The organism is Streptomyces lincolnensis, assembly GCF_001685355.1.
Lineage (GTDB): Bacteria > Actinomycetota > Actinomycetes > Streptomycetales > Streptomycetaceae > Streptomyces > Streptomyces lincolnensis.
Window position 1 is genome coordinate 6,032,721 of record NZ_CP016438.1, and the last position, 25,950, is coordinate 6,058,670.

Sequence of the window (25,950 nt, forward strand, 5' to 3'; positions counted from 1 at the left end):
TGCACGTATGGTTGAAGGCACCTTTGCTGTCACCCGTTCCCTCCACGGTCCCCGACCCGGTCCAAGAAAGGCCCCCGCCGCCATGGTGCAGATCAAGACCCCCGAGCAGATCGCCAAGATGCGTGAGGCGGGGCTGGTCGTCGCCGCCATCCACGCGGCGACGCGTGAGGCCGCGGTGCCCGGGGCCACGACCAAGGACCTGGACCAGGTCGCCCGCAAGGTCCTCGCGGAGCACGACGCGAAGCCGAACTTCCTGGGATACGGCGGTTTCCCCGCGACGATCTGCACGTCCGTGAACGAGGTCGTCGTCCACGGCATCCCGTCCGACGACGTCGTCCTGAAGGACGGCGACGTCATCTCCATCGACTGCGGCGCGATCATCGACGGCTGGCACGGTGACGCGGCCTACACGGCCTTCGTGGGGTCGGGGCACTCCCCGGAGCTGGTCGAGCTCTCGCGGGTGACCGAGGAGTCGATGTGGGCCGGTATCGCGGCGATGAAGCTGGGGAACCGGCTGGTCGACGTCTCCCGGGCCATCGAGACGTACATCCGCCGGCAGCCGAAGCCGGGCGGCGGCCGGTACGGGATCATCGAGGACTACGGCGGGCACGGCATCGGTACCGAGATGCACATGGACCCGCATCTCCTGAACTACGTGGACCGGCGGCGCGGCAAGGGACCGAAGCTGGTCCCGGGCTTCTGCCTGGCGATCGAGCCGATGGTCTCCCTCGGGACGCCGAAGACCGAGGTCCTGTCGGACGACTGGACGGTCATCACGACGGACGGCACCTGGTCCTCCCACTGGGAGCACTCGGTGGCGCTGACGGAGGAGGGCCCGTTGGTCCTCACGGCGCCCGACGGCGGCAAGGCCAAGCTTGCCGAGCACGGGATCACGGCGGCGCCGGATCCTCTGGCCTGAGGTCGGCTTCTGCCGTCGAGCCCGCGAGAGGGGCATCCGGAACGGGGTCCGAGGTCCTGACGGCTTCGGGCGGTGGCAAGGCCAGGCTCGGCGGGTACGGGGTCATCGGGGCGCCGGATCCTCTGGCCTGAGGTCGGTTCTTGCCGTCGGTCGTCGGTCGGAGGCCGGCGCAGCCGCTCGAAGCTTGTGAGGTGCCCTCACCCGGGCCGCAGGCCTCGTTGCGGGCGGCATTCTGGCGCTGACGGCGAAGGGTCGCCGCGGCGCCGGATTCTCTGGGCTGAGGGGTGGACCTTGGGCTCTCGGCTTAATGATCTCTGTCTTGGGGCATCCTTCCTCGATTCGTCTTTCCGAGTGGCCTGACGTAGACTGACTCGTCGGCTCTCGTGTACCCGCATGCCTTCATGCGGTAGCGGGGGTCGATCAGGGTAGTCGATTCGAAGGGCGAAGCGTGGCCAAGAAGCAAGGTGCCATCGAGATCGAGGGCACTGTCGTCGAGTCTCTTCCGAACGCCATGTTCAAGGTCGAGCTCCAGAACGGCCACCAGGTCCTGGCACACATCAGCGGCAAGATGCGTATGCACTACATCCGCATCCTCCCTGACGACCGGGTCGTGGTGGAGCTGTCTCCGTACGACCTGACGCGTGGCCGGATCGTCTACCGGTACAAGTAGATCTTGCCCGCGCCCCGGGCTTCCCGAGGCGATGGCACTGACCCGGAGAACCTCACCCCATGAAGGTCAAGCCGAGCGTCAAGAAGATCTGCGACAAGTGCAGGGTGATCCGCCGTCACGGTCGGGTCATGGTCATCTGCGAGAACCCGCGCCACAAGCAGCGCCAGGGCTGACCGCTACCGACCTCACCCTCTGCATCCGCAGAGATTCGCGCGACGCGAGCTGAATGTGTAATACGCGGAACCCAGGCACCCTTGTGCCTGACACCCCCGGTTCGGAGGCCGGGGACCCGGTTCGTACCTGGTACGGCGGTCGGGATCCGGTTCTGTGTCAGACCTCCGAAGATCAACTGGAGCCATTGAATGGCACGCGTTTCCGGTGTTGACATCCCGCGCGAAAAGCGCGTGGAGGTCGCCCTGACCTACGTGTTCGGCATCGGCCGGACCCTGTCCCAGCTGACGCTGGCCGAGACCGGCATCGACCCGAACACCCGCGTTCGCGACCTCTCCGAGGAGCAGCTCGTCGCGATTCGTGAGTACGTCGACAACAACATCAAGACCGAGGGTGACCTCCGTCGCGAGATCCAGGCCGACATCCGCCGCAAGGTCGAGATCGGCTGCTACCAGGGTCTGCGCCACCGTCGTGGTCTGCCCGTCCGCGGTCAGCGCACCAGCACGAACGCCCGTACCCGCAAGGGTCCGCGTCGCGCCATCGCCGGTAAGAAGAAGCCGGGCAAGAAGTAGTCCTCAGCGGACAACGCTTCATCAGCGGTCTTCGCTGTAGGACCGACCACCTCCCCGTAGGAGTTATAGATGCCCCCCAAGGGTCGTCAGGGCGCTGCCAAGAAGGTGCGCCGCAAGGAAAAGAAGAACGTCGCTCACGGCCACGCGCACATCAAGAGCACGTTCAACAACACGATCGTCTCGATCACGGACCCCTCGGGCAACGTGATCTCCTGGGCCTCCGCCGGCCACGTCGGCTTCAAGGGCTCGCGCAAGTCGACCCCCTTCGCCGCGCAGATGGCCGCCGAGTCGGCCGCCCGTCGCGCGCAGGAGCACGGCATGCGCAAGGTGGACGTGTTCGTCAAGGGCCCGGGTTCGGGTCGTGAGACCGCCATCCGTTCGCTTCAGGCGACCGGTCTTGAGGTCGGCTCCATCCAGGACGTCACCCCCACCCCGCACAACGGCTGCCGTCCGCCCAAGCGCCGCCGCGTCTGACGTACGGCTGCTTGGTCTGAGGTTTTCGGGCGGTACGGCTCTTACGGGCCGTATCGCCCGTACCCTTGTAACACCATCAGGGCGTCAAATAGCGGGCGCCCCTGACTGAAGGAACGCACCATGCTGATCGCTCAGCGTCCCTCGTTGACCGAAGAGGTCGTCGACGAATTCCGCTCCCGGTTCGTGATCGAGCCGCTGGAGCCGGGCTTCGGCTACACCCTCGGCAACTCCCTCCGCCGGACCCTCCTGTCCTCGATTCCCGGTGCGGCGGTCACGTCGATCCGGATCGACGGCGTGCTGCACGAGTTCACCACCGTGCCGGGCGTCAAGGAGGACGTCACCGACCTGATCCTCAACATCAAGCAGCTGGTCGTCTCCTCGGAGCACGACGAGCCGGTCGTGATGTACCTGCGCAAGCAGGGCCCGGGTCTGGTCACCGCCGCCGACATCGCGCCCCCGGCCGGTGTCGAGGTGCACAACCCCGACCTCGTCCTCGCCACGCTCAACGGCAAGGGCAAGCTGGAGATGGAGCTCACGGTCGAGCGTGGCCGTGGTTACGTCTCCGCCGTGCAGAACAAGCAGGTGGGCCAGGAGATCGGCCGTATCCCGGTCGACTCCATCTACTCGCCGGTTCTGAAGGTCACGTACAAGGTCGAGGCCACGCGTGTCGAGCAGCGCACCGACTTCGACAAGCTGATCGTCGACGTCGAGACCAAGCAGGCCATGCGTCCCCGTGACGCCATGGCGTCGGCCGGTAAGACCCTGGTCGAGCTGTTCGGTCTGGCGCGCGAGCTCAACATCGACGCCGAGGGCATCGACATGGGTCCGTCCCCGACGGACGCCGCCCTGGCCGCTGATCTCGCCCTGCCGATCGAGGAGCTCGAGCTCACCGTTCGGTCGTACAACTGCCTCAAGCGTGAGGGCATCCACTCCGTGGGTGAGCTCGTCGCCCGCTCCGAGGCCGACCTCCTCGACATTCGCAACTTCGGTGCGAAGTCCATCGACGAGGTCAAGGCGAAGCTGGCCGGCATGGGCCTGGCCCTCAAGGACAGCCCGCCCGGATTCGACCCGACCGCCGCCGCCGACGCCTTCGGCGCCGACGACGACGCGGACGCGGGTTTCGTGGAGACCGAGCAGTACTGATCGGTCGTTTGCCGGTGAGCATCCGCTCATCGGGTTCCTGACCCCGGTACCTGATACGGCCGGGGCAGACACACAGGAGAAGAACAATGCCGAAGCCCACCAAGGGTGCCCGTATGGGCGGCAGTGCCGCGCACGAGAAGCTGCTTCTCGCGAACCTCGCGAAGTCGCTGTTCGAGCACGGCCGTATCACCACCACCGAGGCGAAGGCGCGCAAGCTGCGTCCGTACGCCGAGCGTCTGGTCACCAAGGCGAAGAAGGGCGACCTTCACAACCGCCGTCAGGTGCTCCAGGTGATCACGGACAAGAGCATCGTCCACACGCTCTTCACCGAGATCGGCCCGCGCTACGAGAACCGTCCCGGTGGCTACACCCGAATCACCAAGATCGGTAACCGTCGTGGCGACAACGCGCCCATGGCTGTCATCGAGCTGGTCGAGGCCCTGACGGTCGCCCAGGAGGCGACGGGTGAGGCCGAGGCCGCGACGAAGCGTGCCGCCAAGGACGCCGAGGCTGCTCCGGCTGCCGAGGAGACCAAGGTGGACGTGACCAAGGCCGACGAGGCCGAGGACGCGGCTGAGGAGTCCAAGGACGCGTAAGCGTCTGCCGGGTTCTGTTTGTTTGGCGGCTGCGGCTTTGTCGTGGCTTGTCGCGCAGTTCCCCGCGCCCCTTACGGGGCGCTCAGCGGGTCCGTTCCTTTTCAAGGGGCGGGCCCGCTTTCGTGTTCCTGAGAGGATTTCTGTGTGAGTGACGAAGTGCAGGCCGGGTTCGTGCGGGTGCGGTTGGATCTGTCGTACGACGGGACCGAGTTCTCCGGGTGGGCCAAGCAGGCCGGGGGGCGGCGGACTGTCCAGGGGGAGATCGAGGACGCTCTGCGGACGGTCACGCGGTCCGGGGGTGTCACCTACGAGCTGACCGTGGCGGGGCGTACGGATGCCGGCGTGCACGCGCGGGGGCAGGTGGCGCATGTGGATCTGCCGGAGCCGGTGTGGCGTGAGCACCACGAGAAGCTGCTGAAGCGGCTCGCGGGGCGGCTTCCCAAGGATGTTCGGGTGTGGGCGCTCAGAGAGGCGCCCAGCGGCTTCAACGCCCGCTTCTCGGCCGTCTGGCGGCGGTACGCGTACCGCGTCACCGACAACCCCGGCGGGGTCGACCCGCTGCTGCGCAACCACGTCCTGTGGCACGACTGGCCGCTCGACGTGGACGCCATGAACGAGGCCGCCCAGGGGCTGCTGGGGGAGCACGACTTCGCCGCCTACTGCAAGCGGCGGGAGGGGGCGACCACGATCCGCACGCTCCAGCAACTCAGCCTGGACAAGGGCGCCGACGGGATCATCACCGCCACCGTGCGCGCCGACGCCTTCTGCCACAACATGGTGCGCTCGCTCATCGGGGCGCTGCTGTTCGTGGGGGACGGGCACCGGGGGGCCGACTGGCCCGCGAAGGTGCTGGCGGCGGGCGTCCGGGACTCCGCCGTGCACGTCGTACGGCCGCACGGGCTGACGCTGGAGGAAGTCGGGTACCCCGCCGACGAGTTGCTGGCCGCGCGGAACAAGGAGGCGCGGAACAAGCGGACGCTGCCCGGGACCGGCTGCTGCTGAGCCGGCCCCGGTGCGGGTGCTATCCGGCGTTCGCGGCCGCCGACGCCTGGGCCTCGCCGCGGCGACGGATCTGGTTGAACGCGTACTCCGCCAGGCCGTCGCCGGCCGTGAAGACGGCGGTGTTCTTGTCCGTCACGTCCTTGCCGTCGGTGAAGCCGGTGACGGTGAAATAGGCGTAGCGGCCGTAGGAGTTGGCGGTCGTGTAGCAGATGGCGGAGTTGCAGAAGGCGCCCACGCCCTTGCCGGACAGGGAGGCGATGACGCTCTTCTTGTCCCACTGGCTCTTGGCCTTCGTCGCCTGCGCCGCGGTGTCGAAGAGCGCGACGCCGACCGTCCCCGCGATGTTCTTCTCGGCGTACGTGACGCGCATCAGGCGAGTGCAGTCGTTGGCACCGAGGATCTTGGGGAGGGTGCCCTTGGTGGCCGAGCCGCAGTTCGTGGTGTCGGCCGACGCGCCCTTCTTGTAGGCGGTCGAGCCCAGGGCGAGCTGGGTGTTCGGGAAGAGGATCGCCGGGCCGATCGGCGCCTTGTCCTTGTTCTTGCTGGAGACGAAGTCCTTCGGGTCCAGCGGGGGCGGGGCACTGGTCGGCGCGAAGGACGGGGCGGCGGTGCCCGAGGCGCTCGGGATGCCGCCGGCGGGCAGCGAGGACGGCTTCTCGGACCCCTTGCTGCCGTTCGCGGAGACCACGGCCATCGCCACGGCCGAACCGATCGCGATCGTGGCGAGCGCGCCACCACCGATGAACAGCAGACGGCGCCGTTTGTTGCGGGTCTCGGACGCTTCGGCGAGCGCGGCCCAGTCCGGCGTCCCGTCGTCGCCGCTGCTGCCCCACGGCTGCTGCTGGGAATGCGGTTTCCAGGGATCCCACTGGGACTGGGGTCCCTGCTGCTGCCCGTAGCTCATGGGCCGCATCTTAGAGGGCCGAGCGGTGTGCCGGTCCGTCCCAAGAAGCTCTGCGACCCCTACCGTTCGGTCGATGAGCGAGCGCAAAAGCGACATCTCCGGGTGGTTGGTGCGAAGGGCGAGCGGGCATCTGTGGGTGGCGCTGGCGGCCGTGCTGGGGGCGACGGCGGCGCGCACGGCACGGCTGACCTCGGACGGGGGCATGGACAACGCGATCGTCGTGCGGGCGGCGCGGACCTGGCTGGCCGGGGGATCGCCGTATGACGATCCGCACTTCCTCTATCTTCCGGGCGCGGTGCTCGCGGCGGTCCCGCAGGCCCTGCTGCCGGAGCTCGCGCTGCGGGTGGCGGTGCCGGTCGTGGTGACCGGCTGTCTGGCCGGCGGCTGGGCGTGCGCGCTGCGGCTGTACGGCGTTCCGCTGCGCAGCCGCTTCGCCGTGCTGGGGCTGGCCGCGCTCGCTGTGGGCTTCGCGCCCTTCGGGCATCTGGTGCGGCTGGGGAACTGGACGGCGACGGCGGCCCTGGCGCTGCCGCTGGCCCTGCTGCTGACGGGACGGGGGCGGTGGGTCGGCGCCGGGGCCGTGATCGGTGCCGCGATCGCGCTCAAGCCGCTGCTCGCCCCCATGGCGCTGCTGTTCCTCTTCGCACGGCAGTGGCGGGGGCTGGCCGTCCTGGTCCTGCTCCCGGCGCTGGTCTCCGCCGCGGCCGCGCTGCTGCTGCCCGACCCGGCGGGCTTCTTCACCCGGACCCTGCCGTTCCTGCTGCACGGCGACGACAGTTTCGTACGGCTGTATGAGGCCTCTCCGGCGGCGGTGCTGCCGCGGCTGGGGGTGGATCCGTCGGCGGCCGGGCTGCTGGCGGTGGTGGCGGCCGGGGCCGGGGTGCTCTGTGCGTATCTGCGCTGGCGCCGGGACGACGCCGGGCCGCTGCGGACGGCCGAGACGGCGGCGACCGTGATGCTCTCGGCGTTCCTGGTCTCCCGGCCGTCGTACGACCACTATCTGCTGGTCGTCGTGCCGCTGCTGCTCGCCGGGCTGCCCCGCGCCGGGTCGGTGGCCCGGACCCCGTGGTTCTGGCTGGCCCTGGTGCCACAGGTTCCGGGGCTGACCTGGCCTTATCTGGAGACGCTCCAGCGGCGGGCCTTCAAGGACGCCTTCACGCTGTGTGTGCTGGCTCTCACGGTCGTGCGGCACGGCCGGGAACGGCGCCGGATGCCCGTAGAATCGGTGGAGCCGACGGCAGTGACCTCGTTTTGACCCATCCGGGGGCATCCCGGTATCCTGCTTGTTCGTTGTGTATTGGCTCGCTCGTTCTCACGCGAGAGGCCTTTACCTAGGTTCCCTGGAGCAGTTACCAGTGGGCGGCATACGGGCAGCGTTCCCGGCATTGTCGTCCCCAGCTGCACGATCGCTTCAGTGATGCCATGTGTCAGCACCCATCCACTGAAGAAGAAGGCTGCGAAGTGCGTACGTACAGCCCCAAGCCCGGCGATGTGACTCGCCAGTGGCACGTCATTGACGCTCAGGACATCGTCCTGGGCCGTCTGGCTACCACTGCCGCGAACCTCCTCCGTGGCAAGCACAAGCCGACCTATGCCCCGCACATGGACATGGGCGACTTCGTCATCATCATCAACGCCGACAAGGTTCACCTGTCCGGCAACAAGAAGACCCAGAAGCTGGCGTACCGCCACTCCGGTTACCCGGGTGGTCTGCGCTCCGTCCGCTACGACGAGCTGCTGGCGAAGAATCCCGAGAAGGCCGTCGAGAAGGCCATCAAGGGCATGATCCCCAAGAACAGCCTGGGCCGTCAGATGATCTCCAAGCTGAAGATCTACTCGGGCGACCAGCACCCGCACGCTGCCCAGCAGCCGGTGCCGTTCGAGATCACCCAGGTCGCGCAGTAAGTCCGGCCACCCCCTAAGACCGAACAGAATCTGAGGAGAATCGTGGCCGAGACCACCACCGAGCAGCCGGTCGAAGAGACCGAGACCGAGCTCGTCGACATCGACAGCTACACCACCGAGTCCGAGGTCCCCGTCGAGGGTGAGTACACCTCGGAGTCGATGGCGTCCCGCTTCGGCGACCCGCAGCCGGCCGCCGGCCTGGGCCGTCGCAAGAACGCCATCGCCCGCGTCCGGATCGTCCCGGGCACCGGCAAGTGGAAGATCAACGGTCGCACCCTTGAGGACTACTTCCCGAACAAGGTGCACCAGCAGGAAGTCAACGAGCCCTTCAAGGTGCTCGAGCTCGAAGGCCGTTACGACGTCATCGCCCGCATCGCCGGTGGCGGTGTCTCCGGCCAGGCCGGTGCGCTCCGTCTCGGTGTCGCCCGCGCGCTGAACGAGGCCGACGTCGACAACAACCGCGGCGCGCTCAAGAAGGCCGGCTTCCTCCGCCGCGACGACCGTGCGGTCGAGCGCAAGAAGGCCGGTCTCAAGAAGGCCCGCAAGGCCCCGCAGTACAGCAAGCGCTAGGCTTCGCTGCCTGCTTCGTACTTGCCGTACGCAGTACGTTCGAACGCCCCGGCGGCACGCCACAGTGCTGTCGGGGCGTTCGTTTATCCCCGTTGGGGGCGTATAACGGCACAAGACGTTCAAGGGCTTGTGTGATCGGATGGCCGCTATCCGCGTTAGGCGCCTTACTGAACTGACGCTTTCTCAGGAGGACAAGTGGGACGACTCTTCGGCACGGACGGTGTGCGCGGTGTCGCCAACGCGGATCTGACGGCTGAGATGGCACTCGGCCTCTCCGTCGCCGCGGCGCACGTGCTCGCCGAGGCGGGCACCTTCGAGGGCCACCGGCCGACCGCCGTGGTCGGACGGGACCCGCGCGCGTCCGGGGAGTTCCTGGAAGCAGCCGTGGTCGCCGGCCTCGCCAGCGCCGGAGTCGACGTCCTGCGCGTGGGTGTGCTGCCCACACCCGCGGTGGCCTTCCTGACGGCGGAACTCGGTGCCGACCTCGGCGTCGTCCTCTCCGCCAGCCACAACGCCATGCCCGACAACGGCATCAAGTTCCTCTCCCGCGGCGGGCACAAGCTCGACGACGAGCTGGAGGAGCGGATCGAGTCGGTCTACGAGGAGCACCGCACCGGCGCGCCCTGGGACCGGCCGACCGGCGCGGGCGTCGGACGGGTCCGTGACTACGAGGAGGGCGTCGAGCGGTACGTCACCCATCTCGTCGGGGTGCTTCCCAACCGGCTCGACGGGCTGAAGATCGTCCTGGACGAGGCGCACGGCGCCGCCGCCGAGGTGTCGCCGGAGGCGTTCTCGCGGGCCGGGGCCGAGGTCGTCACGATCGGTGCCGAGCCGAACGGGCTCAACATCAACGACGGGTGCGGGTCGACCCACCTCGACCTGCTGAAGGCCGCGGTCGTCGAGCACGGCGCGCACCTCGGTATCGCGCACGACGGGGACGCGGACCGGTGCCTGGCCGTCGACCACACCGGTGCGGAGATCGACGGCGACCAGATCATGGCCGTGCTCGCGCTGGCGATGCGGGACCGGGGGGTGCTGCGGGAGCGGACCGTGGTCGCGACCGTGATGTCCAACCTCGGGTTCAAACTCGCCCTGGAGCGTGAGGGACTGAAGCTGATCCAGACGGCGGTCGGGGACCGGTACGTCCTGGAGGAGATGAAGGAGCACGGGTACTCCCTGGGCGGGGAGCAGTCCGGGCACGTCATCATTCTCGACCACGCGACCACCGGCGACGGGACGCTGACCGGGCTGCTGCTGGCCGCCCGGGTCGCTCAGAGCGGGCGGTCGCTGCGGGATCTGGCCTCCGTGATGGAGCGGCTGCCGCAGGTGCTGATCAATGTGCCGGATGTGGATCGGGCGCGGGTGCGTACGTCCGCGGAGCTGGCCACGGCCGTCGCCGACGCGGAGCGGGAACTCGGGGAGACGGGGCGGGTGTTGCTTCGGCCTTCCGGGACCGAGCCGTTGGTGCGGGTGATGGTCGAGGCGGCGGATATCGACCAGGCTCGGTCTGTGGCGGGGCGGTTGGCTGATGTGGTGAAGTCGGCGCTGGGGTAGTTGGGGGTTCGGTCTTTCGGGTTCGGGGTGGGGGGTTCTGTGCGTTGCGGGCTGCGGGTGTGTTGTGGCTGGTCGCGCAGTTCCTCGCGCCCCTAGCGGCGTTCCGGTCGTCGGGAGTGCTGCGTTGACCAGAGCCACTTCTGGAGTGCCAGAGTGAGGGTGCCCGCCAGGATGATGCCGAGCAGGTTCAGCAGGAGTTGTTCTGTTGAGCGCCAGGCCTGGTTGGTGTCGCTGTAGATCATGGCTACGGCGGCGTTGGCGGCGGCGGGGACCGTGGTGACCGAGATGGCGACGCCCACCAGGGCACCGGACTTGGCCGAGGTCAGGGAGAGTGTGCCGGCGGCTCCGGCGAGGACGGCGACGACGAACGAGAACCAGTCCGGCGCGTAGATGAAGCCGGTGTTGGGGCGGTCGGCCTCCAGGCGGGCCTCGGTGAACAGGCCGACGGCGTCCATGAAGAGGCTGAAGCCGACCGTCACCAGCATCGCCACCGCGAAGCCCACCAGCAGGGCGATCAGTGAGCGCAGGGCCAGGCGCGGGGCCCGCTGGACCATGGCCGTGCAGATACCGGCCAGGGGGCCGAACTCCGGGCCGACCGCCATCGCGCCGACGATGAGGATCGCGTTGTCGAGGACGACACCGCAGGCCGCGATCATCGTCGCCAGCGTGATGAACGCGATGTAGGTGACGGAGAGGGTCGACTCCTCGTGGGTCGCCTCCGTCAGGTGCTCCCACAGGACCGCGTCCGCGCCCTCCCCGGGGGCGTCGTCCTCGGCCTTGACGGCCCGCTTGGACAGCGACAGGTCGATGTTCTCCACGGCGATGGAGCCGCAGTCCTCAAGCCCCAACTCCTGGAGCCCGGTGAGGAGTTCGTCGCCCGCTTCCCGGGCCACGTCGCACATCACCACGTCCCCGGCCGGGTCGCGGGCGGCGTCCGCCAGTACGACGAGGTGGGTGGTGCCGATCGTGTTCTCGATCAGATGGACCACGGCGTCGGTCTTGTCGGCCGGGGTGATCAGGCGGAGGTGCAGCATGCGCCTATCTAACAGGCCCGGACCGGGCCCGTGTCACGCGGTCACAGCTTGCGCAGGCTCAGGCGTTGGACCTTGTGGTCCGTGCCCTTGCGGATGATGAGGGTGGCCCGGCCCCGGGTGGGGGCGATGTTCTCGATCAGGTTGGGCTTGTTGATGGTCCGCCACTGTGCGCGGGCGTAGTCGAGGGCCTCCTCCTCGGACACCTGGGTGTACTTGCGGAAGTACGAGTTGGGGTCCTGGAAGGCGGTCTGGCGCAGCTTCTTGAACCGGTTGAGGTACCAGCGCTCGACGTCCTCGGGGCTGGCGTCGATGTACACGCTGAAGTCGAAGTAGTCGGCGAGGCCGACGCGGGTGCGGCCGTCCTTGCCGGGCAGGGCCGGCTGGAGGACGTTCAGGCCCTCGACGATCAGGATGTCCGGGCGGCGGACGACGAGCTTCTCGTCGGGGACGATGTCGTAGATGAGGTGGGAGTAGATGGGGGCCGTCACCTCGTCCTTGCCCGCCTTGATGTCGGCGACGAACCGGGTCAGGGCCCGGCGGTCGTAGGACTCGGGGAAGCCCTTCCGTGACATCAGGCCGCGTGCCCGGAGCTCCTTGGTGGGGAGCAGGAAGCCGTCCGTCGTCACCCGCTCGACGCGCGGGTGCTCGGGCCAGCGGGACAGCAGGGCCTGGAGGAGCCGGGCGACCGTGGACTTGCCGCCGGCCACGGAACCGGCGACCCCTATGACGAAGGGGGTGCCCGCCTGGGCGCCCTGTTCGCCCAGGAAGGTGTTGAGCGCGCCTCTGAGGCCGTCGGTGGCGCCGACGTAGAGGTTGAGCAGGCGGGACAGCGGGAGGTAGATGTCCCGCACCTCGTCGAGGTCGATGACATCGCCGAGGCCGCGCAGCTGTTCGACTTCTTCGGCGGTGAGTGGCAGCGGCGTCTTGTCGCGCAGCGCACTCCACTCGGAGCGGGTGAGGTCGACGTAGGGAGTCGCCTCCGGCTTGTGCCGGTGGGCGCTCCGGGGGATCGAGGAGACCGGAGAGATCACAGTCCATTGTTAACGGAGTTTGAACGGGATGGCGGGTGGGGTCCGTCACGCGCGGCCGCCCGGGCGGTTCGTGGCGGTGCCGGGAGGTCCGTCGGTTTCTCCGGAACGGGGCTCGTACGGCGGTGGGAATTTCCGATATCGGGCACGCGGGAGCCCTTTCGGGCCCGGATCCGTGCGTAGGCTGCGGGCCATGTGCGGAATCGTGGGATACGTGGGGGCGCAGTCGGCGCTCGATGTCGTGATGGCCGGACTGAAACGACTGGAGTACCGGGGGTACGACTCGGCGGGCATCGCCGTGCTGGCGGACGGCGGGATGGCCGCGGGCAAGAAGGCCGGCAAGCTCGTCAATCTGGAGAAGGAGCTGACGGAACGGCCGCTGCCGACGGGGAACACGGGGATCGGGCACACCCGGTGGGCCACGCACGGCGGGCCGACGGATGCGAACGCCCATCCGCATCTCGACAACGCGGGGCGGGTCGCCGTCGTGCACAACGGCATCATCGAGAACTTCGCCCTGCTGAGGGCCGAGCTGGCGGAGCGGGGGCACGACCTGGCCTCCGAGACCGACACCGAGGTGGTCGCCCATCTGCTCGCCGAGGAGTTCTCCTCGTGCGCCGACCTGGCCGAGTCGATGCGGCTGGTGTGCCGGCGGCTGGAGGGCGCGTTCACGCTGGTCGCGGTGCATGCGGACGAGCTCGACGTGGTCGTGGGGGCGCGGCGGAACTCGCCGCTCGTGGTGGGCGTTGGGGAGGGTGAGTCCTTTCTCGCCTCGGATGTCGCCGCGTTCATCGCCCACACGCGGTCGGCGATCGAGCTGGGCCAGGACCAGGTGGTGGAGCTGCGCCGGGACGGGGTGACGGTGACCGGCTTCGACGGCTCTCCGGCCGACGTGCGCTCGTATCACGTCGACTGGGACGCGTCGGCCGCGGAAAAGGGGGGTTATGACTACTTCATGCTCAAGGAGATCGCCGAGCAGCCCAAGGCTGTCGCCGATACCCTGCTGGGCCGCATCGACGCGTCCGGTTCGCTGACGCTGGACGAGGTGCGGATCCCGGCGGGAGAGCTGCGCGAGGTCGACAAGGTGGTGGTTGTCGCCTGCGGTACGGCGTTTCATGCCGGGTTGATCGCCAAGTACGCCATCGAGCACTGGACGCGGATTCCGTGTGAGGTGGAGCTGGCGAGTGAGTTCCGGTACCGGGATCCGATCCTGGACGGCCGGTCCCTGGTGATCGCCATCTCGCAGTCCGGCGAGACGATGGACACGCTGATGGCGCTGCGGCACGCCCGTGAACAGGGCTCCAAGGTGCTCGCCATCTGCAACACCAACGGGTCCACGATTCCTCGGGAGTCGGACGCGGTGCTGTACACGCACGCGGGTCCGGAGGTCGCGGTCGCGTCGACGAAGGCCTTCCTGACGCAGCTCGTGGCGTGTTACCTCGTCGCCCTCTATCTGGGGCAGGTGCGCGGGACCAAATGGGGGGACGAGATCGGGGCCGTGATCCGGGATCTGTCGCAGATCTCCGGCGAGGTCGAACGCGTCCTGGAGACCATGGAGCCGGTGCGTGCGCTGGCGCGCTCGCTGGCCTCCAAGAACACGGTGCTGTTCCTGGGGCGGCATGTGGGCTATCCGGTGGCGCTGGAAGGGGCTCTGAAGCTGAAGGAGCTGGCCTACATGCACGCGGAGGGGTTCGCGGCGGGTGAGCTGAAGCACGGGCCGATCGCCCTGATCGAGGACGATCTGCCGGTCGTGGTGGTCGTGCCCTCGCCCCGGGGGCGGTCCGTGCTCCACGACAAGATCGTCTCCAACATCCAGGAGATCCGGGCTCGCGGGGCGCGGACCATCGTGATCGCGGAGGAGGGGGACGAGGCGGTCGTGCCGTACGCGGACCATCTGATCCGGATCCCGGCGACGCCGACGCTGTTGCAGCCGCTGGTGGCGACGGTGCCGTTGCAGGTGTTCGCGTGCGAGCTGGCCACGGCTCGGGGGAACGAGGTGGATCAGCCGCGGAATCTGGCGAAGTCGGTGACGGTGGAGTAGGGCGTCAGCCGGCGGGGGTGAAGGCTTCCCCGTTCGTGAGGACGGGGACGGTGGGGGAGGCGTCGAACTCGGCGGCCACCGTCACGTCCTCCGGGAAGCCGCCCTCGATCAGCTCGCGGCCGGAGGCGCAGGCGGTCAGGGCTGCCTTGATGTCCTCGGTGTGGCGGAAGGCTGTTGCGGCGGTGGCGGCCTCCGGGGAGAGCGTGGCGCCGCCGGTCTGCCGGCGCAGGGTGTCGATGACCGCACCCGCGCCGAGCAGGTCCTCCAGAGCGGGGCGGAGGCTGTCGTCCGGCCAGCGTTCGCCTGCGGCGATGACGGCCACGGGGTGGTCCGGGGTGCCGTAGCCATGGGCTGCCAGCCAGTTCCCTACGGCTGTCGCGTTGCGGAGGGACGCGGCGATCACGGGGGTGTTCCTGTCGGCCGCGGCGGAGATCGCCGAGCCGTTGGGGGAGGGGAGCACCAGGCGTGGGGTGAAGGGGGCGGTGCGTAGGGCTGCGGGGGAGAGGGACCAGGGGGAGTCGGGGGTGGCTTGTCTCCGGCCCACTGCCAGGTCTGCGGCGTGTTGTTCGGCGTAGGCGGTGGCGGTGTCGTCGTGCCAGGGGTACGGGTAGACGCGGGTGCCGGCGTCTACGGCGACGGTGACGGACGTGGTGAAGGAGAGGACGTCCACGACGACGAGGGCGTGGACGGCGGGGGCGAGGCGGGTGGCGCCGGTGGGGCCCCAGTCGAAGCGGGTGGGGTGGGCTGTTTGTAGGTGCCAGTTGGTCATCGGGGGGTGGGGGACTTCAGGGACTGGAGGAAGGTGGTGAAGGAGGGCACGGGGAAGGAGAGGATGCGGTTCGTGGGGGACTTGGAGTCGCGGACGGATATGTGGGTGGGGGAGTTGGTGATCTCCACGCAGTTGTTGCCGTCGCCGTCGCCCGAGTAGGACGACTTCCGCCAGTTGTCGGGGGTGTCCAGGGGGTGCCTCATTGCTCCTTCAGGGCATTGATGAAGGTGGTAAAGGTGAGGGTGGGGAAGGTCAGAGTTCCGTAGACGGGGGCCTTGGAGTCCCGGACGGATATGTGGGTGGGGGAGTTGGCGATCTCCACGCACTCGTTGCCGTCGTCGGGGCCTGAGTGCGATGACTTGCGCCAGTTGTCGGGCGTGTCCATGGGGTGTCTCACAGCTCTTTCGCCAGCCGGTTGATGAAGTCGCGCGACCGTACAGGGTCGAGTGATGCGGCTTCTACCTTACGAAAGCGAGTTCGGAAGGCGCTCAGCTGTGCTTCGGAGTCGATGAAAGCGGAGCCTTGCGGTACATCGCGCACGACGGTGTCCAGTTTGGGCACGGGGCCACCCACGTAAGTCATGGTGCTGGCGGCTCTGGCGAAGCCGTCCAGGTCGAACGGGATGACTCGCAGGGTGACGTTGTCCTTGTCGGACAGCTCCCGGAGCTTGCTGAGTTGGGCCCGGGAGGTCGCGCGGTCGCTGACCCTGATGCGGAGGGCTGCCTCGTGGATCACCAACTCGTAGGGCACGGTGATGTCCTGGCCTGCCATGCGGTGACGTACACGCAACTCCAGTTCTTCAGGGGCGAGTTCGGGCACTCGGCCAGAGAAGACTGCGCGCGCGTAGTTCTCCGTCTGCAGGAGGCCCGGCACGTAGAGAACTGCGACGTCGCGTCGGAAGGCGGAGTGGTGGTTCAGCTCGGAGAGGTCCAGGAACGAGGTGGGCAGTTGACCCCGGAACTCCTCCCACCAGCCCCGTGTCCGGTCGGTGGCCATCGCGACCAGGGCGTCGATGAACTCGCCGTCCGTGCAGGCGTAGTGAGATGCGAGGCGGCGGAGGCGCTTCTCGCTCACTCCCGCTAGGGCGGACTCGATGTGAGTGATCTGAGCGGGGCTCACGCCGAGCAGCGCGGCCGCCTGGCGGGCGGTGAGTCCTGCTGCCTCGCGGAGTCTGCGCAGTTCAGTGGCCAGACGCATCTGGCGTGCCGTTGGTTCGCGCCTCAAGGCTCTCGACTGCTCCTAGGTTCAACGCGCCGACAGGTGCGACTCGTTCAGCGTCAGATTACGCGATCGGCTTGCTGAATCTCTAGATTTAGATCTACCGTCAGTAATGCGACGCACACGCTGCGGAACGCCGGGACTCCGGAAGCGCACCGCCCCGTCCTGCCATGACGGCTGCGGCAATGCCACCGCCTGTCGGCCGCAACCTCCCCTCACCTGAACGGAGTTCGCGCATGCCCGAAAGTGAAAGCGCGCCCTGGGAGTACTCCCTCTACATCCCCAACGACCCCCGAGCCGTCACCGTGAGTCGCCGTACCCTCCGGCTGATCCTGACCCTGCACGGCCTGATCCGCCTGGTCGACCTCGCGGAGCTGCTCGCCGCCGAGTTGGTCTCCAATGCCGTACGGCATACGAAGGGGCCTGCCGCCCTCAGGGTGTCCTGGTCGGCGGGGGTGCTGCGGATCGGGGCGTGGGATGCCGACCCCGAACCACCGGAACCGCCACGCGTGCTGGAGCAGATCGCCGAGGCTGAGGAGGGGCGGGGGCTGGCGTTGGTGCGGGCCTGTGCGGATCTGTGGGGGTGGCATCCGCTGGCGAGACACGGCAACCGGGGGAAGTTCGTGTGGTGCGAGCTGGCCGCGGTCGCGTGAACGTTTTCTCGCTCCCCGAAAGAGTGAACGCATTCCTATCGCCCGGACAACCCATCCCATGATCCACCTAGGTTGCGGAGCGGCCCGAGATTCTTACTCCCGTGTTCGGGGTGTTGGGCGTGCCGTTCCCCGCGAAGGCGACGGTGGACGCCGTCACCACGAATGCGACGGAGGCTCGGCCGCTGGAGCGACGCGTGGACACCGTGCTGCGCATCGGTCCGTCGGACGGCGAGGACTTTCTGCTCGCGATTGAGTCGCAGTCGAAGAAAGTCGCGGGGAAGGAGGCCAGTTGGGCGTACTACGTCGCCTACCTCCAGGCGAAGTTCGGTCTGCCCGTACTGCTGCTCGTGGTCTGTCAGGACAGGGCCACAGCCAAGTGGGCGGCCGGTCCCTTCGACTGCGGTACGCGCGGGTGGACAGCTCAGCGGACATGTCCTCTGGTTGCCGGGCCGGACAACCTGCCGGTGATCACCGACGTCAGGAGCGTGGCGAAGAACCTCGCCCTGGCCGCTCTGTCCGCTTTGGCGCACGCCCGCAGTCCCGACTGCGGCGCCATACTGGAGGCAATCAGTAGCGCCCTTCAGGACCTCCAGGAAACCGATCCTGACACTGCCGAGTACTTCTTCGACTTCCTGGAAGTCACCCTGGGCAAGACCCCAGCCGCAGAGAAATGGAAGGGAATCATGTCGTTCGTCAGCTACTTCCCCGGTCGGGGGACGGTTCGTGAGACGGCCTATCTGGAGGGCAAGGCGGAAGGCACGGCCGAGGGGATCCTCCGGGTCCTGGAAGTGCGTGGCCTCGCCATCTCCGATGATGTCCGCGAGCGCGTCACCACATGTACTGATCTCGACCGCCTCAACGGCTGGCTTGATCGGGCCGGCACAGTCGGACGTGCGGAGGATCTGTTCGTCGAGGTCGAAACGGGCTGAGGGTTGGCGGTCGGCGGCGTCATCCCTCCGCCGCCCTCTTCAGGTCCCGCAGCCACGCTTCCAGGCCCGTGCCCAGTGCCTTCGTCGCCGTGGGGATGTCCGACTCGACCTGGGCGCCGGTCCAGGTTTCCTCGGTGTGGACGTGGATGCCGTTTCTGACCTTCTTGAAGGTCCACAGGTGGACGCCCTCGTCGATGTGCAGGCCCTCGCCGGTGGCGGGGCCGCTCCACAGGATGCAGTGGTGGTTGTGGAGTTGGCGGACCGTGGAGGTGATGGTCAGGGTGGTGGCGGGGGTCGTGGGGGTCGCGGGTGCGGGGGTTGTCCAGCGGAAGCGGGAGCCCTTGTGGAGGGGGTCGGGGTCGAGGCGGTCGGCTGTGAGGACCGGGGGTTGCCAGGTCGGCCAGCGTTTCACGTCCGTCTGGAGCCTCCAGATGGTGGCGAGGGGTGCGTCGATGACTGTGTCGGTCGAGTAGCGGATCAGAGCTGACGGGTCTACGCCCTCTCCGCGGCAGGTGGGAGGCCGGGGCGTCGCCTCGGCGGCGGGAGTGGCGGCGATTCCGATGGTGGCCGTGACGGCGAGCGTGAGTGCGGTCGTGCGGATGCTGGGCATGAGGGGCCTCTCGGGGGTGGAGGGGGAGCGGGCTGTCACGGGTGCAGTACGACCTTCCCGGCGACCGTGCCCGACTCGGCCAGCCGTAGGGCCTCGGCGGCGCGGGTGAGGGGCAGTTGGGCGGCGATGCGGGCGGTCACGTCGCCGCGCTGGAGGGCCGCGAAGACCTGGGCGAGGTCGGCGCGGAGGCGGGTGCGGAAGCGGTTCTTGGCGAGGGCGCGGCCGGCCCAGATGTTGAACAAGTAGGCGCGGCGGCCGTTGGGGAGGGCGTTCCACAGCCAGACGCGGCCGAGCAGCTTGAGGATGGGCCACTGCTTGGAGCCCTCGTCGTCCCGGGTGGAGGCGCTGCCGTACGAGACGAGCGTGCCGCCGGGGGCGACCAGGCGCCAGGAGTCGACGATGCCGCGGCCGCCCACGTGGTCGAAGACCGCGTCCACACCGGCGGGGGCGAGTTCGCGGACGCGGGCCGTGAGGTTGTCCGTGCGGTAGTCGATGGGGACGATGCCCTGGTCCCGCAGGGTGTCGTGGTGGCGGGTCGACGCCGTGCCGATCACCTTCATGCCCGCGGCCAGGGCCAGTTGGACCAGCACCGAGCCGACCCCGCCGTTGGCACCGTGGACCAGGATCGTCCCGCCGGCCCGGACGCGGGCCTTGCGGTGCAGCATCTGCCAGGCGGTGATGCCGTTGACGACCAGGGTCTCCGCCTCGGCCGCGCCGATCCCCTCGGGCACCGGCACCACGTCGGCCGCGTCGACGCGTACGTGGCTGGACCAGCCGCCGACTTTGAGCAGTGCGGCGACCCGGGTGCCGGCCAGGGTCGGGTCGACGCCCTCGCCCACGGCCGTCACGGTGCCGACCATGTCGTAGCCGGGGACGAAGGGGAATGCCGGCTGGTCGAAGTAGCGGCCTCGGCGCATCTGCTGTTCGGCGAAGGAGACGCCGGTCGCCTCCATCCGGATCACGACCTCGCCGGGGCCCGCGACGGGGACGGCGCCGTGGCGGATCTCCAGGCCCTCCGGCTCCACCTCGCCCGGCAGGACGACCTCTATGAAGTTTTCGGGCATCAGTGGTTCGGCGTTCATGGCGACCTCCGGTCACTTGCATGCAGTTACTAGGTTTCTCCTTCGTTAGAAGTTGTAACTCCACAGACCTGAGAGTGTCAATAACTTGAGTGATAGGCTCTAACTGGATTGGGGAGGTAGCAGGTCATGGCCGACGGCGGCGACACCGGCACGCAGACCCCGCGCGAGCGCTACCGCGCCCAGGTCCGGGCGGAGGTCAAGAAGCACGCGTGGGAGCAGATGGCCGTGGCGGGCGCCTCGGCGCTCTCGCTCAACGCCATCGCCAAGCAGATGGGGATGAGCGGGCCGGCCCTCTACCGGTACTTCGCCAGCCGGGACGACCTGATCACCGAGCTGATCCGGGACGCGTACCGGAGCCTCGCCGACACCTTCCGCGCGGCCTCGGAGACCGCCGGGTCCGAACCCGGCCTCGCCGTCCTCGCGCACGCCCTGCGCGGCTGGGCGCTGGCGGATCCGCAGCGGTACTTCCTCCTCTACGGCACGCCCGTTCCGGGCTATCACGCGCCCGACGACATCACCGCGATCGCGTCCGAGAACATGGTCATGATGCTGGACGCCTGCGTCGCGCTGCCGGCGGACGGTCCTGTCACGTCGTTCGACTCCCACATCGAGGGGCTCGGGAGGCGGTGGGCCGACGGGCACTCCGCCCCGTCCGCCGCTCTTCGCCGTGCCCTGGCCTTCTGGACCCGGCTGCACGGCGTGCTGTCCCTGGAGCTCGCCGGGCACTTCGAAGGGATGGGGTTCGACCCCGCGCTGCTCTTCGCCGCCGAACTCGACGATCTGCTGGGGTGACGCGCGGGGCGGAGGATGTGCCGGTCGTAGGGTGCTCGGCATGAGCATCATCGGGGTCGGGATCGACGTGGCGGAGATCGACCGCTTCCGGGCGTCGCTGGAGCGTACGCCCGGGATGGCGGAGCGGCTGTTCCTGGAGAGTGAGTTGCTGTTGCCGAGCGGGGAGCGGCGGGGGATGGCCTCCCTGGCCGCGCGGTTCGCCGCCAAGGAGGCTCTGGCCAAGGCGCTCGGCGCCCCCGCCGGGCTGCACTGGACCGACGCCGAGGTCTACGTCGAGGACACCGGGCAGCCCCGGTTGCGGGTGACCGGGACGGTGGCGGCTCGGGCCGCCGAGCTCGGGGTGCGGTCCTGGCATGTGTCGCTCAGCCATGACGCGGGGGTGGCGTCGGCGGTGGTGATCGCGGAGGGGTGACGTGCGTCGGCCACCGGCCCACTGCCCGCCGTTTGCTTACGCCGCCCGTTCCCAGTCGCCCTGGAATCCCTCCTCCGGTGGTGGGGCGCTCCGTGACTTCTGGCGGGCGCGGAGCAGGGCCCAGGTGAGTGCGGATGCGCAGGCGAGGCACCACGGCAGTACCCACAGGGTGTGCCACCAGCGGATGTGCGGGGTGAGGGTGACGTCGAGGGCCGCTGCGGCCATGCCTACGGCCAGGCTCCAGCACAGCAGGCGGCCGGTACGGCGGACGGCTCGGGCGAGGGGGACGGTGGCGCTGTCCGGGGCGGTCATCGCGGGGACGTCCTCCATGAGGTCCACGGGTCCACGGGGCGGGCGACGGCCATGGACGCGGCCGCGCTCGCCGAACGGCCACAGTCTGCGGGGGTCGAGCGTCTGTGCGCACGTGTTGTCCGGAGACGGGTGTGACGTCTGAGACAACCTCAGGTCCGGGCATATGCCCACAAGTGCGTGATGGTGCCTGGCAAGCGCTTCCCCGGGCGCGAAGGGGTGGGACCGATTCCGGCCCGTTCCGCGAGGCCTGTCCCACGAGATCCGTCCGACGCGGCATGTCCGACATGGCCCACCCGGGTACGGCGTCACCGCCGTACCCGGGCCAGGACGTCAGCAGATCGTCTGGCTCGTGTTGACGCGGGTGATGTTGCGGAACGTCGTGTTCGTGCCGCAGGGGCTCTCGCGGATGGAGGAGTTGGTGACCGTGAGGTTCTGGATGGTGATGTCGGAGTTGTTGGGGAACTCCGAGCGGGCGGCGAGGCGGAGTTCGCCGCCGCCGGTGATGGTGCCGGACTGGGCGGCGAGGTTGACGTTGTAGCAGTTCTCGATGAGGACCGAGTTGTTGCCGGTGTTGGAGAGGGTGACGCGGTCGATGACGGCGCCGCCGCTCTCGGAGACGCAGAAGACGCCGCGTCCGCCGCCCCGGGCCATCACCTCGCCGACACGGATGTTGGTGGGGTAGCCGTTGCCGACCCTGCCGTTGCGGTTGGCCATGCGGAAGGCGGCGTAACCGGTGCCGGTGCCCGCGTTCTCGGCGTCCACCTTCGTGACGGTGGCGTTGATCGTCTGGTTCAACAGAAGCCCGGACTCGCCGACGTTCCTGGCCGTCACCGTGCCGATCGTGAGGCCGTCCACGCCGTAGGTCTCGACCGCGTGGCTGCTCGCTCCCGAGACGTACACGTTGTCGATACGGACGTTGCGCGTCCACTGGCTGGTGTCGCCGCGGTTGTCGATGCGGACGCCGAGGCCGGCCGACAGGCGCATGTCGAGCTGGCCGAGGATCACGTTCTGGACGTTGCGCAGGAAGATGCCGTAGAGCGGGCGGCCGGTGAGGGTGAGGTGCTGGACCTCGATGTCGCGGGTGCCGCGGGAGTAGACCGGGGCCTGGTCGCCGCTGCCGGAGCCGGTGACGTTGATGGTGCCGCAGACGTCGAGGGCGGTGTAGCTGGGGAGTGAGATGCGCGAGGCGGCGGAGATCGAGCCCGAACCGCGGACCACGACCCGTTCCTTGGCCGTTCGGCCCGCGGTGAGGCTGTTGACCGCTGCCTGGACCGCGGCCCGCATGTCGGTGCCCGTGTAGACGGTGCCGCTGCCGCGGCGGGCGGTCCAGGTGCTGCCGTTGAGCACGGCCTCGGCCTGGTAGGAGCCCTCCCCGCAGGCGGCCGCCGCGGCGGGGGGCGCGGCCGCGGTGGCCGGTGCGGTCATCAGGCCCGCGGTGGTGAGGAGGGCGAGGGTGGTGGCACCGAAGAGCTTTCGCTTGCCGAAGGACTTTCGGGTGGGGAGTGCGGCTCTGCGTCCCATGGGGTCCGGTCCCGTCCTGTCGTCGAACCGATTCGACTGAATCGATTCATGCTGTGAGGGCCCGGAGTTTGGCAAAGCGGCGGCAAAGCGTCAATGGGGTGGGCGGGACCGGTCTTTCACGGTGTGCCGGCAACCGTGCGCCGACAACGGTGCGCCGACAACGGTGTACCGACACGCGCCGGGCCGGTGGGCGCCGCTCGCTGTCACGGGCGACGCCCACCGGCCGGTGCGCTCGGGGCTCAGGCGGCCGCGCGGGCCGCCAGGCGCTGGGGGCAGATCCGGTCGCCGGGCGGGACGGCCCGCTCGCGGAGTTCGCCGAGCCGGTCGAGCAACTCGGCGCGGACCCGGGCGAGATCGTCGATCCGCCCCTGGATCACGGCGAGCCGCTGCTCGAACACGGCGATCTTGGCACCGGGGTCCGCGCAGCTGTGGTCGCTCAGCAACTCGTCGCGCAGGCAGCCGTCGATGAGCAGCAGGTCCTCCGTGGTGAGGCCGGCCGCCAGGAGCAGCCGGATGTTCTCCACGACCTGTACGGCGTCCGGACCGTAGGTGCGGTAGCCGTTCGAGGTGCGCTCGGGGTGCAGCAGTCCGTGTTCCTCGTAGTACCGCAGTGCGCGGGTGGTGGTGCCGGTGGTGTGCGCGAGTTCCCCGATGCGCATGAGGGTTCCTTTCCGAGAGGGTGGGGGAGGGTCAGACGGCGCCTTCGCTCACCTGCTGTGCCGGTGCGGGCCGGGCCGCCGGTTCCTCCACGGCCTCGGCCGCCGCCGTACGACGGCGTTCCCCCGCGGCCTCGCCGAGGGCGAACACCAGGGCGACGAGGGCGACCGCGCCGCCGACCACCGGCAGCCAGCGCAGCCCGGCGCCCCCGGCGATGACCCGGCCGCCGAGCCAGCCGCCCAGCGCCGTACCGAGGTTGAACGCCGAGCTCTGCACGGTCAGCGCCAGGGTGCGGGCCTGCTGGGAGGCCACGTTGAGCAGACGGGTGTTCACCGCAGGCATGACCGCGTAGTAGGCGGCGCCGAACAGGAACAGGAAGCCCACCGCCACGTACTTGAGGCCGGTCGTCGCGCCCAGGAGCAGCAGCGAGACCATCAGGGCCGCCACGGAGGCCGAGACGGCACCGAGCACCGAGCGGTCGGTGAGCCGGCCGCCGATCAGGTTGCCGACCGTGCCGCCGATGCCGAACAGCAGCAGGAGCACGGTGACCGCGGACTCGCCGAAGCCGACGGCGTCGGTGAGCAGCGGAGTGACGTACGTGTAGGCGGTGAAGGACGCGGCGGCGCACAGCGCGGTGATCCCGGTGACGAGTTGCACCCGGCGGTCGCCGAGGACCTTGAGCTCCTTCAGCCGGCCCTGGTCCTCGTCGGCGGAGATGCCCGCGGTGTCGGGGGCGAGGGCGGCGACGGGCACGGTGATCGCGAGGGTCAGCACGGCGACCGCCCAGAAGGTGGCACGCCAGTCCAGCCACTGCCCGAGGGCCGTACCGATGGGCAGACCGGCGATCATCGCGAGGCTGAAGCCCAGCGAGACCCGGGCGACCGCCATGCCCCGCTTGTGCGGCGGCACGATGTCCGCCGCGATGCCGAAGAACAGCGGCATCAGCGCGGAGTGGGCCAGGGCGGCGATGATCCGGCCGCCGGCCAGCGGCCAGAACGAGGGCGCCACGGCGGACACGACGTTGCCGAGGACGTAGACGATCATCAGGCCGACCAGCAGCCGGCGGCGGCGCGCCCGCCCGGTGGTCAGGGCGAGGACCGGGCCGCCGATGACGACGGTCAGGGCGAAGGAGCTGACGAGCAGGCCCGCGGTGGACAGGGAGACACCGGCGTCGGCGGCGATGTCGGGCAGCAGGCCGGCGATCATGATCTCGCCCGTGCCGAGGGTGAACGAGCACAGGGTGAGAAGGGTCAGGGCCCAGGTGGTGCCCCGCTCGGTGGGGGGATTCGGTGATGTGGTCATGGGTGGCAGCATCAACCTTGACGTCAGGGTGAAGGTCAAGTCGGGGACGGGCAGGGGCGGTCGGCTCAGGCCGCGCCGCATCTGTCCAGCGGGAGCGGGGCGCTCGCGGCGGGCTCGGCGGCCAGGGCGACGGACGCGGTGAAGCACTCCCGGTCGTGCTGCCGGGCCGTCACCAGCAGCCGGTCGGGGGCGGCGGGGTCGGGCGCGGTCTCCACCCAGCAGGGGGCGTCGAACTCGACGTACCGGGAGAACCGGGTGGTCATACCGACGGCGCGGGCCGGGCGGACGGGCGAGGCCGCGTGGGCGGCCTGGCGGGCCGCGTCGATCAGCAGCATCCCGGGGACGTGGTCCACGTCGTGGTCGAAGAGGACGGGATGGCCGGTGTCGACGCGCAGCCGGTGGCGGCCGGGGATGTCCGTGGGGGACAGCACGACGTCGTACGGCCGCGACCGGCCTGCCTCCGGCGCGGCGAGCGGGGTGGGCGGGGGCAGGCGGCGCTCCAGGGCGTGGGCGATGTCGGCGTACTCGCCGCGCAGTCGCCGGTAGACCGCCGGGGTCTGGATGGAGAACCGCGTGGTCGCGGTGCCTATGAGGCGGTCGCCCTGGAGGGCGCGGATACGGACCGTGGCGGCACTGGCCCGGGTGCCGCGGCGGGTGACGTCGTGGCAGCCGGCGTGCAGGACGATCTCGTGGGGCGCGTCGTGCGGGCGGTCGGACGCGGGGGTGAGGGCGGGGGTGGCGCAGGAGGCGGCCGGGTCGTCCGTGGCGAGTTCGTAGTCGTAGGTCTCCCACAGCAGATGGTGGCCGAGGGGGACCTCGTAGGCCGCGTGCGACAGCGTCGGTAGGCACTGGCGGATCGTTTCTCCGAAGAGCAGCGGATCGATGCCGGCCGTTCTGGTGGTGTAGAAGGGGTGGACCTCCGGCCAGCGGGCCCTGATCAGGAAACTGTCGGGGCCGGTGCGCCGCCAGGAGGTGAGGAGTGTCTCGTCCGCGTTGCGCTTGTGGCTGTAACTCTGCGGAACGGGGGCCCACGGTGACGGAGTCGGGTCCTGGTGGGTCCGGGTCATGGATGCTCCCTCGTCTTCTGGAAAGCTTCGTCTGGAAAACAGG

Annotated in this window: 31 protein-coding genes; 17 read left to right on the top strand and 14 right to left on the bottom strand. The window is 69.3% G+C overall.

Annotated elements, in window-relative coordinates; genetic code table 11:
- Window positions 1–82 precede the first annotated feature (82 nt).
- The 8 genes from map (at window position 83) to truA (ending at window position 5,547) form a co-directional block, all read left to right on the top strand.
- A complete protein-coding gene (gene map, locus SLINC_RS27005; protein ID WP_067437947.1) occupies window positions 83–919 on the top strand; it encodes a type I methionyl aminopeptidase in 837 nt (278 codons plus the stop codon).
- A 448-nt stretch (window positions 920–1,367) separates the two neighbouring features.
- Window positions 1,368–1,589, top strand: coding sequence for a translation initiation factor IF-1 (infA, locus tag SLINC_RS27010; protein ID WP_003948620.1), 222 nt, complete (start codon window positions 1,368–1,370; stop codon window positions 1,587–1,589).
- A 59-nt stretch (window positions 1,590–1,648) separates the two neighbouring features.
- On the top strand, window positions 1,649–1,762 hold the full coding sequence (gene rpmJ, locus SLINC_RS27015; protein WP_003998809.1) for a 50S ribosomal protein L36: 114 nt from the start codon (window positions 1,649–1,651) through the stop codon (window positions 1,760–1,762).
- Between the two features lie 189 nt (window positions 1,763–1,951).
- Complete coding sequence (gene rpsM / locus SLINC_RS27020) at window positions 1,952–2,332, top strand: 30S ribosomal protein S13 (RefSeq protein ID WP_037680379.1); 381 nt, start codon at window positions 1,952–1,954, stop codon at window positions 2,330–2,332.
- 69 nt (window positions 2,333–2,401) lie between these two features.
- Window positions 2,402–2,806 (top strand): 30S ribosomal protein S11, encoded by a 405-nt coding sequence (rpsK, locus tag SLINC_RS27025; RefSeq protein WP_003956432.1) that lies wholly within the window; start codon window positions 2,402–2,404, stop codon window positions 2,804–2,806.
- A 120-nt stretch (window positions 2,807–2,926) separates the two neighbouring features.
- A complete protein-coding gene (locus SLINC_RS27030; RefSeq protein WP_003966937.1) occupies window positions 2,927–3,949 on the top strand; it encodes a DNA-directed RNA polymerase subunit alpha in 1,023 nt (340 codons plus the stop codon).
- A gap of 86 nt (window positions 3,950–4,035) precedes the next feature.
- Complete coding sequence (gene rplQ / locus SLINC_RS27035; protein WP_067437949.1) at window positions 4,036–4,545, top strand: 50S ribosomal protein L17; 510 nt, start codon at window positions 4,036–4,038, stop codon at window positions 4,543–4,545.
- A gap of 144 nt (window positions 4,546–4,689) precedes the next feature.
- On the top strand, window positions 4,690–5,547 hold the full coding sequence (gene truA, locus SLINC_RS27040; protein WP_067437951.1) for a tRNA pseudouridine(38-40) synthase TruA: 858 nt from the start codon (window positions 4,690–4,692) through the stop codon (window positions 5,545–5,547).
- Between the two features lie 19 nt (window positions 5,548–5,566).
- Here truA and SLINC_RS27045 read toward each other — a convergent pair whose 3' ends face one another.
- Window positions 5,567–6,451: a hypothetical protein gene (locus SLINC_RS27045; RefSeq protein WP_067437953.1), complete on the bottom strand. Its 885-nt coding sequence runs from the start codon at window positions 6,449–6,451 to the stop codon at window positions 5,567–5,569.
- A gap of 73 nt (window positions 6,452–6,524) precedes the next feature.
- Here SLINC_RS27045 and SLINC_RS27050 point away from each other — a divergent pair, with 73 nt between their 5' ends.
- The 4 genes from SLINC_RS27050 (at window position 6,525) to glmM (ending at window position 10,480) form a co-directional block, all read left to right on the top strand.
- Window positions 6,525–7,706: a glycosyltransferase 87 family protein gene (locus SLINC_RS27050; protein ID WP_067437955.1), complete on the top strand. Its 1,182-nt coding sequence runs from the start codon at window positions 6,525–6,527 to the stop codon at window positions 7,704–7,706.
- A gap of 206 nt (window positions 7,707–7,912) precedes the next feature.
- Window positions 7,913–8,356, top strand: a complete 444-nt coding sequence (rplM, locus tag SLINC_RS27055; protein WP_067437957.1) for a 50S ribosomal protein L13 — start codon at window positions 7,913–7,915, stop codon at window positions 8,354–8,356.
- A 42-nt stretch (window positions 8,357–8,398) separates the two neighbouring features.
- Window positions 8,399–8,926 (top strand): 30S ribosomal protein S9, encoded by a 528-nt coding sequence (rpsI, locus tag SLINC_RS27060; protein ID WP_067437959.1) that lies wholly within the window; start codon window positions 8,399–8,401, stop codon window positions 8,924–8,926.
- A gap of 195 nt (window positions 8,927–9,121) precedes the next feature.
- Entirely contained in the window at window positions 9,122–10,480 is a 1,359-nt protein-coding gene (gene glmM, locus SLINC_RS27065) for a phosphoglucosamine mutase (RefSeq protein ID WP_067437961.1), read from the top strand.
- A 92-nt stretch (window positions 10,481–10,572) separates the two neighbouring features.
- Here glmM and SLINC_RS27070 read toward each other — a convergent pair whose 3' ends face one another.
- Both SLINC_RS27070 and coaA read right to left on the bottom strand, forming a co-directional pair.
- Entirely contained in the window at window positions 10,573–11,514 is a 942-nt protein-coding gene (locus SLINC_RS27070; RefSeq protein ID WP_067437963.1) for a DUF389 domain-containing protein, read from the bottom strand.
- Window positions 11,515–11,555: 41 nt separating this feature from the next.
- Window positions 11,556–12,545, bottom strand: a complete 990-nt coding sequence (coaA, locus tag SLINC_RS27075; protein WP_067437965.1) for a type I pantothenate kinase — start codon at window positions 12,543–12,545, stop codon at window positions 11,556–11,558.
- A 190-nt stretch (window positions 12,546–12,735) separates the two neighbouring features.
- On the opposite strand from coaA, the gene glmS reads away from it, so the two are divergent.
- Window positions 12,736–14,583 carry a glutamine--fructose-6-phosphate transaminase (isomerizing) gene (glmS, locus tag SLINC_RS27080; protein WP_067437967.1) on the top strand — a complete coding sequence of 616 codons (1,848 nt, stop codon included), beginning with the start codon at window positions 12,736–12,738 and terminating at the stop codon, window positions 14,581–14,583.
- A gap of 4 nt (window positions 14,584–14,587) precedes the next feature.
- Here glmS and SLINC_RS27085 read toward each other — a convergent pair whose 3' ends face one another.
- From SLINC_RS27085 to SLINC_RS27100, 4 genes are read right to left on the bottom strand one after another with little or no spacing between them, the layout of a single operon-like run.
- Window positions 14,588–15,352: a 2-phosphosulfolactate phosphatase gene (locus SLINC_RS27085; RefSeq protein WP_067437969.1), complete on the bottom strand. Its 765-nt coding sequence runs from the start codon at window positions 15,350–15,352 to the stop codon at window positions 14,588–14,590.
- Window positions 15,349–15,555, bottom strand: coding sequence for a DUF397 domain-containing protein (locus SLINC_RS27090; RefSeq protein ID WP_067437971.1), 207 nt, complete (start codon window positions 15,553–15,555; stop codon window positions 15,349–15,351). Before SLINC_RS27090 ends, SLINC_RS27085 begins: the two co-directional genes overlap by 4 nt.
- Window positions 15,552–15,737, bottom strand: a complete 186-nt coding sequence (locus SLINC_RS27095) for a DUF397 domain-containing protein (protein ID WP_067437972.1) — start codon at window positions 15,735–15,737, stop codon at window positions 15,552–15,554. The genes SLINC_RS27090 and SLINC_RS27095 overlap by 4 nt, the downstream gene beginning before the upstream one ends.
- Before the next feature lie 8 nt (window positions 15,738–15,745).
- A complete protein-coding gene (locus SLINC_RS27100; protein ID WP_067437973.1) occupies window positions 15,746–16,549 on the bottom strand; it encodes a helix-turn-helix domain-containing protein in 804 nt (267 codons plus the stop codon).
- A gap of 257 nt (window positions 16,550–16,806) precedes the next feature.
- Here SLINC_RS27100 and SLINC_RS27105 point away from each other — a divergent pair, with 257 nt between their 5' ends.
- Window positions 16,807–17,223 (top strand): ATP-binding protein, encoded by a 417-nt coding sequence (locus SLINC_RS27105; protein WP_067437974.1) that lies wholly within the window; start codon window positions 16,807–16,809, stop codon window positions 17,221–17,223.
- Between the two features lie 101 nt (window positions 17,224–17,324).
- The gene (locus SLINC_RS27110; protein ID WP_225988395.1) at window positions 17,325–18,152 is read left to right on the top strand and encodes a hypothetical protein; all 828 of its coding nucleotides are present in this window, start codon (window positions 17,325–17,327) and stop codon (window positions 18,150–18,152) included.
- A gap of 19 nt (window positions 18,153–18,171) precedes the next feature.
- Here the strand turns inward: SLINC_RS27110 and SLINC_RS27115 are convergent, their stop codons facing one another.
- Both SLINC_RS27115 and SLINC_RS27120 read right to left on the bottom strand, forming a co-directional pair.
- Window positions 18,172–18,762 (bottom strand): SRPBCC family protein, encoded by a 591-nt coding sequence (locus SLINC_RS27115; protein ID WP_067437976.1) that lies wholly within the window; start codon window positions 18,760–18,762, stop codon window positions 18,172–18,174.
- Window positions 18,763–18,797: 35 nt separating this feature from the next.
- The gene (locus SLINC_RS27120; protein WP_067437978.1) at window positions 18,798–19,844 is read right to left on the bottom strand and encodes a medium chain dehydrogenase/reductase family protein; all 1,047 of its coding nucleotides are present in this window, start codon (window positions 19,842–19,844) and stop codon (window positions 18,798–18,800) included.
- Window positions 19,845–19,970: 126 nt separating this feature from the next.
- Between SLINC_RS27120 and SLINC_RS27125 the strand changes: the two genes are divergently transcribed.
- On the top strand, window positions 19,971–20,636 hold the full coding sequence (locus tag SLINC_RS27125) for a TetR/AcrR family transcriptional regulator (RefSeq protein WP_067437980.1): 666 nt from the start codon (window positions 19,971–19,973) through the stop codon (window positions 20,634–20,636).
- 40 nt (window positions 20,637–20,676) lie between these two features.
- Window positions 20,677–21,048 (top strand): holo-ACP synthase, encoded by a 372-nt coding sequence (locus SLINC_RS27130; RefSeq protein WP_067445741.1) that lies wholly within the window; start codon window positions 20,677–20,679, stop codon window positions 21,046–21,048.
- Window positions 21,049–21,084: 36 nt separating this feature from the next.
- Here the strand turns inward: SLINC_RS27130 and SLINC_RS27135 are convergent, their stop codons facing one another.
- From SLINC_RS27135 to SLINC_RS27155, 5 genes are all read right to left on the bottom strand, one after another.
- Window positions 21,085–21,378, bottom strand: coding sequence for a hypothetical protein (locus SLINC_RS27135; protein ID WP_079165168.1), 294 nt, complete (start codon window positions 21,376–21,378; stop codon window positions 21,085–21,087).
- Between the two features lie 312 nt (window positions 21,379–21,690).
- The gene (locus SLINC_RS27140; protein WP_067437982.1) at window positions 21,691–22,881 is read right to left on the bottom strand and encodes a hypothetical protein; all 1,191 of its coding nucleotides are present in this window, start codon (window positions 22,879–22,881) and stop codon (window positions 21,691–21,693) included.
- A gap of 239 nt (window positions 22,882–23,120) precedes the next feature.
- The gene (locus SLINC_RS27145) at window positions 23,121–23,540 is read right to left on the bottom strand and encodes a MerR family transcriptional regulator (protein ID WP_067437984.1); all 420 of its coding nucleotides are present in this window, start codon (window positions 23,538–23,540) and stop codon (window positions 23,121–23,123) included.
- A gap of 31 nt (window positions 23,541–23,571) precedes the next feature.
- Entirely contained in the window at window positions 23,572–24,840 is a 1,269-nt protein-coding gene (locus tag SLINC_RS27150; protein WP_067437985.1) for an MFS transporter, read from the bottom strand.
- A gap of 65 nt (window positions 24,841–24,905) precedes the next feature.
- Window positions 24,906–25,907, bottom strand: coding sequence for a ScbA/BarX family gamma-butyrolactone biosynthesis protein (locus SLINC_RS27155; RefSeq protein WP_067437986.1), 1,002 nt, complete (start codon window positions 25,905–25,907; stop codon window positions 24,906–24,908).
- Between the last annotated feature and the right edge of the window lie 43 nt (window positions 25,908–25,950).

Coding starts and splice junctions, on each gene's coding strand:
- map (WP_067437947.1), top strand. CDS start 83: ATGGTGCAGATCAAGACCCCCGAGCAGATCGCCAAGATGCGTGAGGCG.
- rpmJ (WP_003998809.1), top strand. CDS start 1,649: ATGAAGGTCAAGCCGAGCGTCAAGAAGATCTGCGACAAGTGCAGGGTG.
- rpsM (WP_037680379.1), top strand. CDS start 1,952: ATGGCACGCGTTTCCGGTGTTGACATCCCGCGCGAAAAGCGCGTGGAG.
- rpsK (WP_003956432.1), top strand. CDS start 2,402: ATGCCCCCCAAGGGTCGTCAGGGCGCTGCCAAGAAGGTGCGCCGCAAG.
- SLINC_RS27030 (WP_003966937.1), top strand. CDS start 2,927: ATGCTGATCGCTCAGCGTCCCTCGTTGACCGAAGAGGTCGTCGACGAA.
- rplQ (WP_067437949.1), top strand. CDS start 4,036: ATGCCGAAGCCCACCAAGGGTGCCCGTATGGGCGGCAGTGCCGCGCAC.
- SLINC_RS27045 (WP_067437953.1), bottom strand. CDS start 6,451: ATGAGCTACGGGCAGCAGCAGGGACCCCAGTCCCAGTGGGATCCCTGG.
- SLINC_RS27050 (WP_067437955.1), top strand. CDS start 6,525: ATGAGCGAGCGCAAAAGCGACATCTCCGGGTGGTTGGTGCGAAGGGCG.
- SLINC_RS27070 (WP_067437963.1), bottom strand. CDS start 11,514: ATGCTGCACCTCCGCCTGATCACCCCGGCCGACAAGACCGACGCCGTG.
- glmS (WP_067437967.1), top strand. CDS start 12,736: ATGTGCGGAATCGTGGGATACGTGGGGGCGCAGTCGGCGCTCGATGTC.
- SLINC_RS27085 (WP_067437969.1), bottom strand. CDS start 15,352: ATGACCAACTGGCACCTACAAACAGCCCACCCCACCCGCTTCGACTGG.
- SLINC_RS27090 (WP_067437971.1), bottom strand. CDS start 15,555: ATGAGGCACCCCCTGGACACCCCCGACAACTGGCGGAAGTCGTCCTAC.
- SLINC_RS27095 (WP_067437972.1), bottom strand. CDS start 15,737: ATGGACACGCCCGACAACTGGCGCAAGTCATCGCACTCAGGCCCCGAC.
- SLINC_RS27100 (WP_067437973.1), bottom strand. CDS start 16,549: ATGCGTCTGGCCACTGAACTGCGCAGACTCCGCGAGGCAGCAGGACTC.
- SLINC_RS27105 (WP_067437974.1), top strand. CDS start 16,807: ATGCCCGAAAGTGAAAGCGCGCCCTGGGAGTACTCCCTCTACATCCCC.
- SLINC_RS27115 (WP_067437976.1), bottom strand. CDS start 18,762: ATGCCCAGCATCCGCACGACCGCACTCACGCTCGCCGTCACGGCCACC.
- SLINC_RS27120 (WP_067437978.1), bottom strand. CDS start 19,844: ATGAACGCCGAACCACTGATGCCCGAAAACTTCATAGAGGTCGTCCTG.
- SLINC_RS27125 (WP_067437980.1), top strand. CDS start 19,971: ATGGCCGACGGCGGCGACACCGGCACGCAGACCCCGCGCGAGCGCTAC.
- SLINC_RS27130 (WP_067445741.1), top strand. CDS start 20,677: ATGAGCATCATCGGGGTCGGGATCGACGTGGCGGAGATCGACCGCTTC.
- SLINC_RS27135 (WP_079165168.1), bottom strand. CDS start 21,378: ATGGAGGACGTCCCCGCGATGACCGCCCCGGACAGCGCCACCGTCCCC.
- SLINC_RS27140 (WP_067437982.1), bottom strand. CDS start 22,881: ATGGGACGCAGAGCCGCACTCCCCACCCGAAAGTCCTTCGGCAAGCGA.
- SLINC_RS27145 (WP_067437984.1), bottom strand. CDS start 23,540: ATGCGCATCGGGGAACTCGCGCACACCACCGGCACCACCACCCGCGCA.
- SLINC_RS27150 (WP_067437985.1), bottom strand. CDS start 24,840: ATGACCACATCACCGAATCCCCCCACCGAGCGGGGCACCACCTGGGCC.
- SLINC_RS27155 (WP_067437986.1), bottom strand. CDS start 25,907: ATGACCCGGACCCACCAGGACCCGACTCCGTCACCGTGGGCCCCCGTT.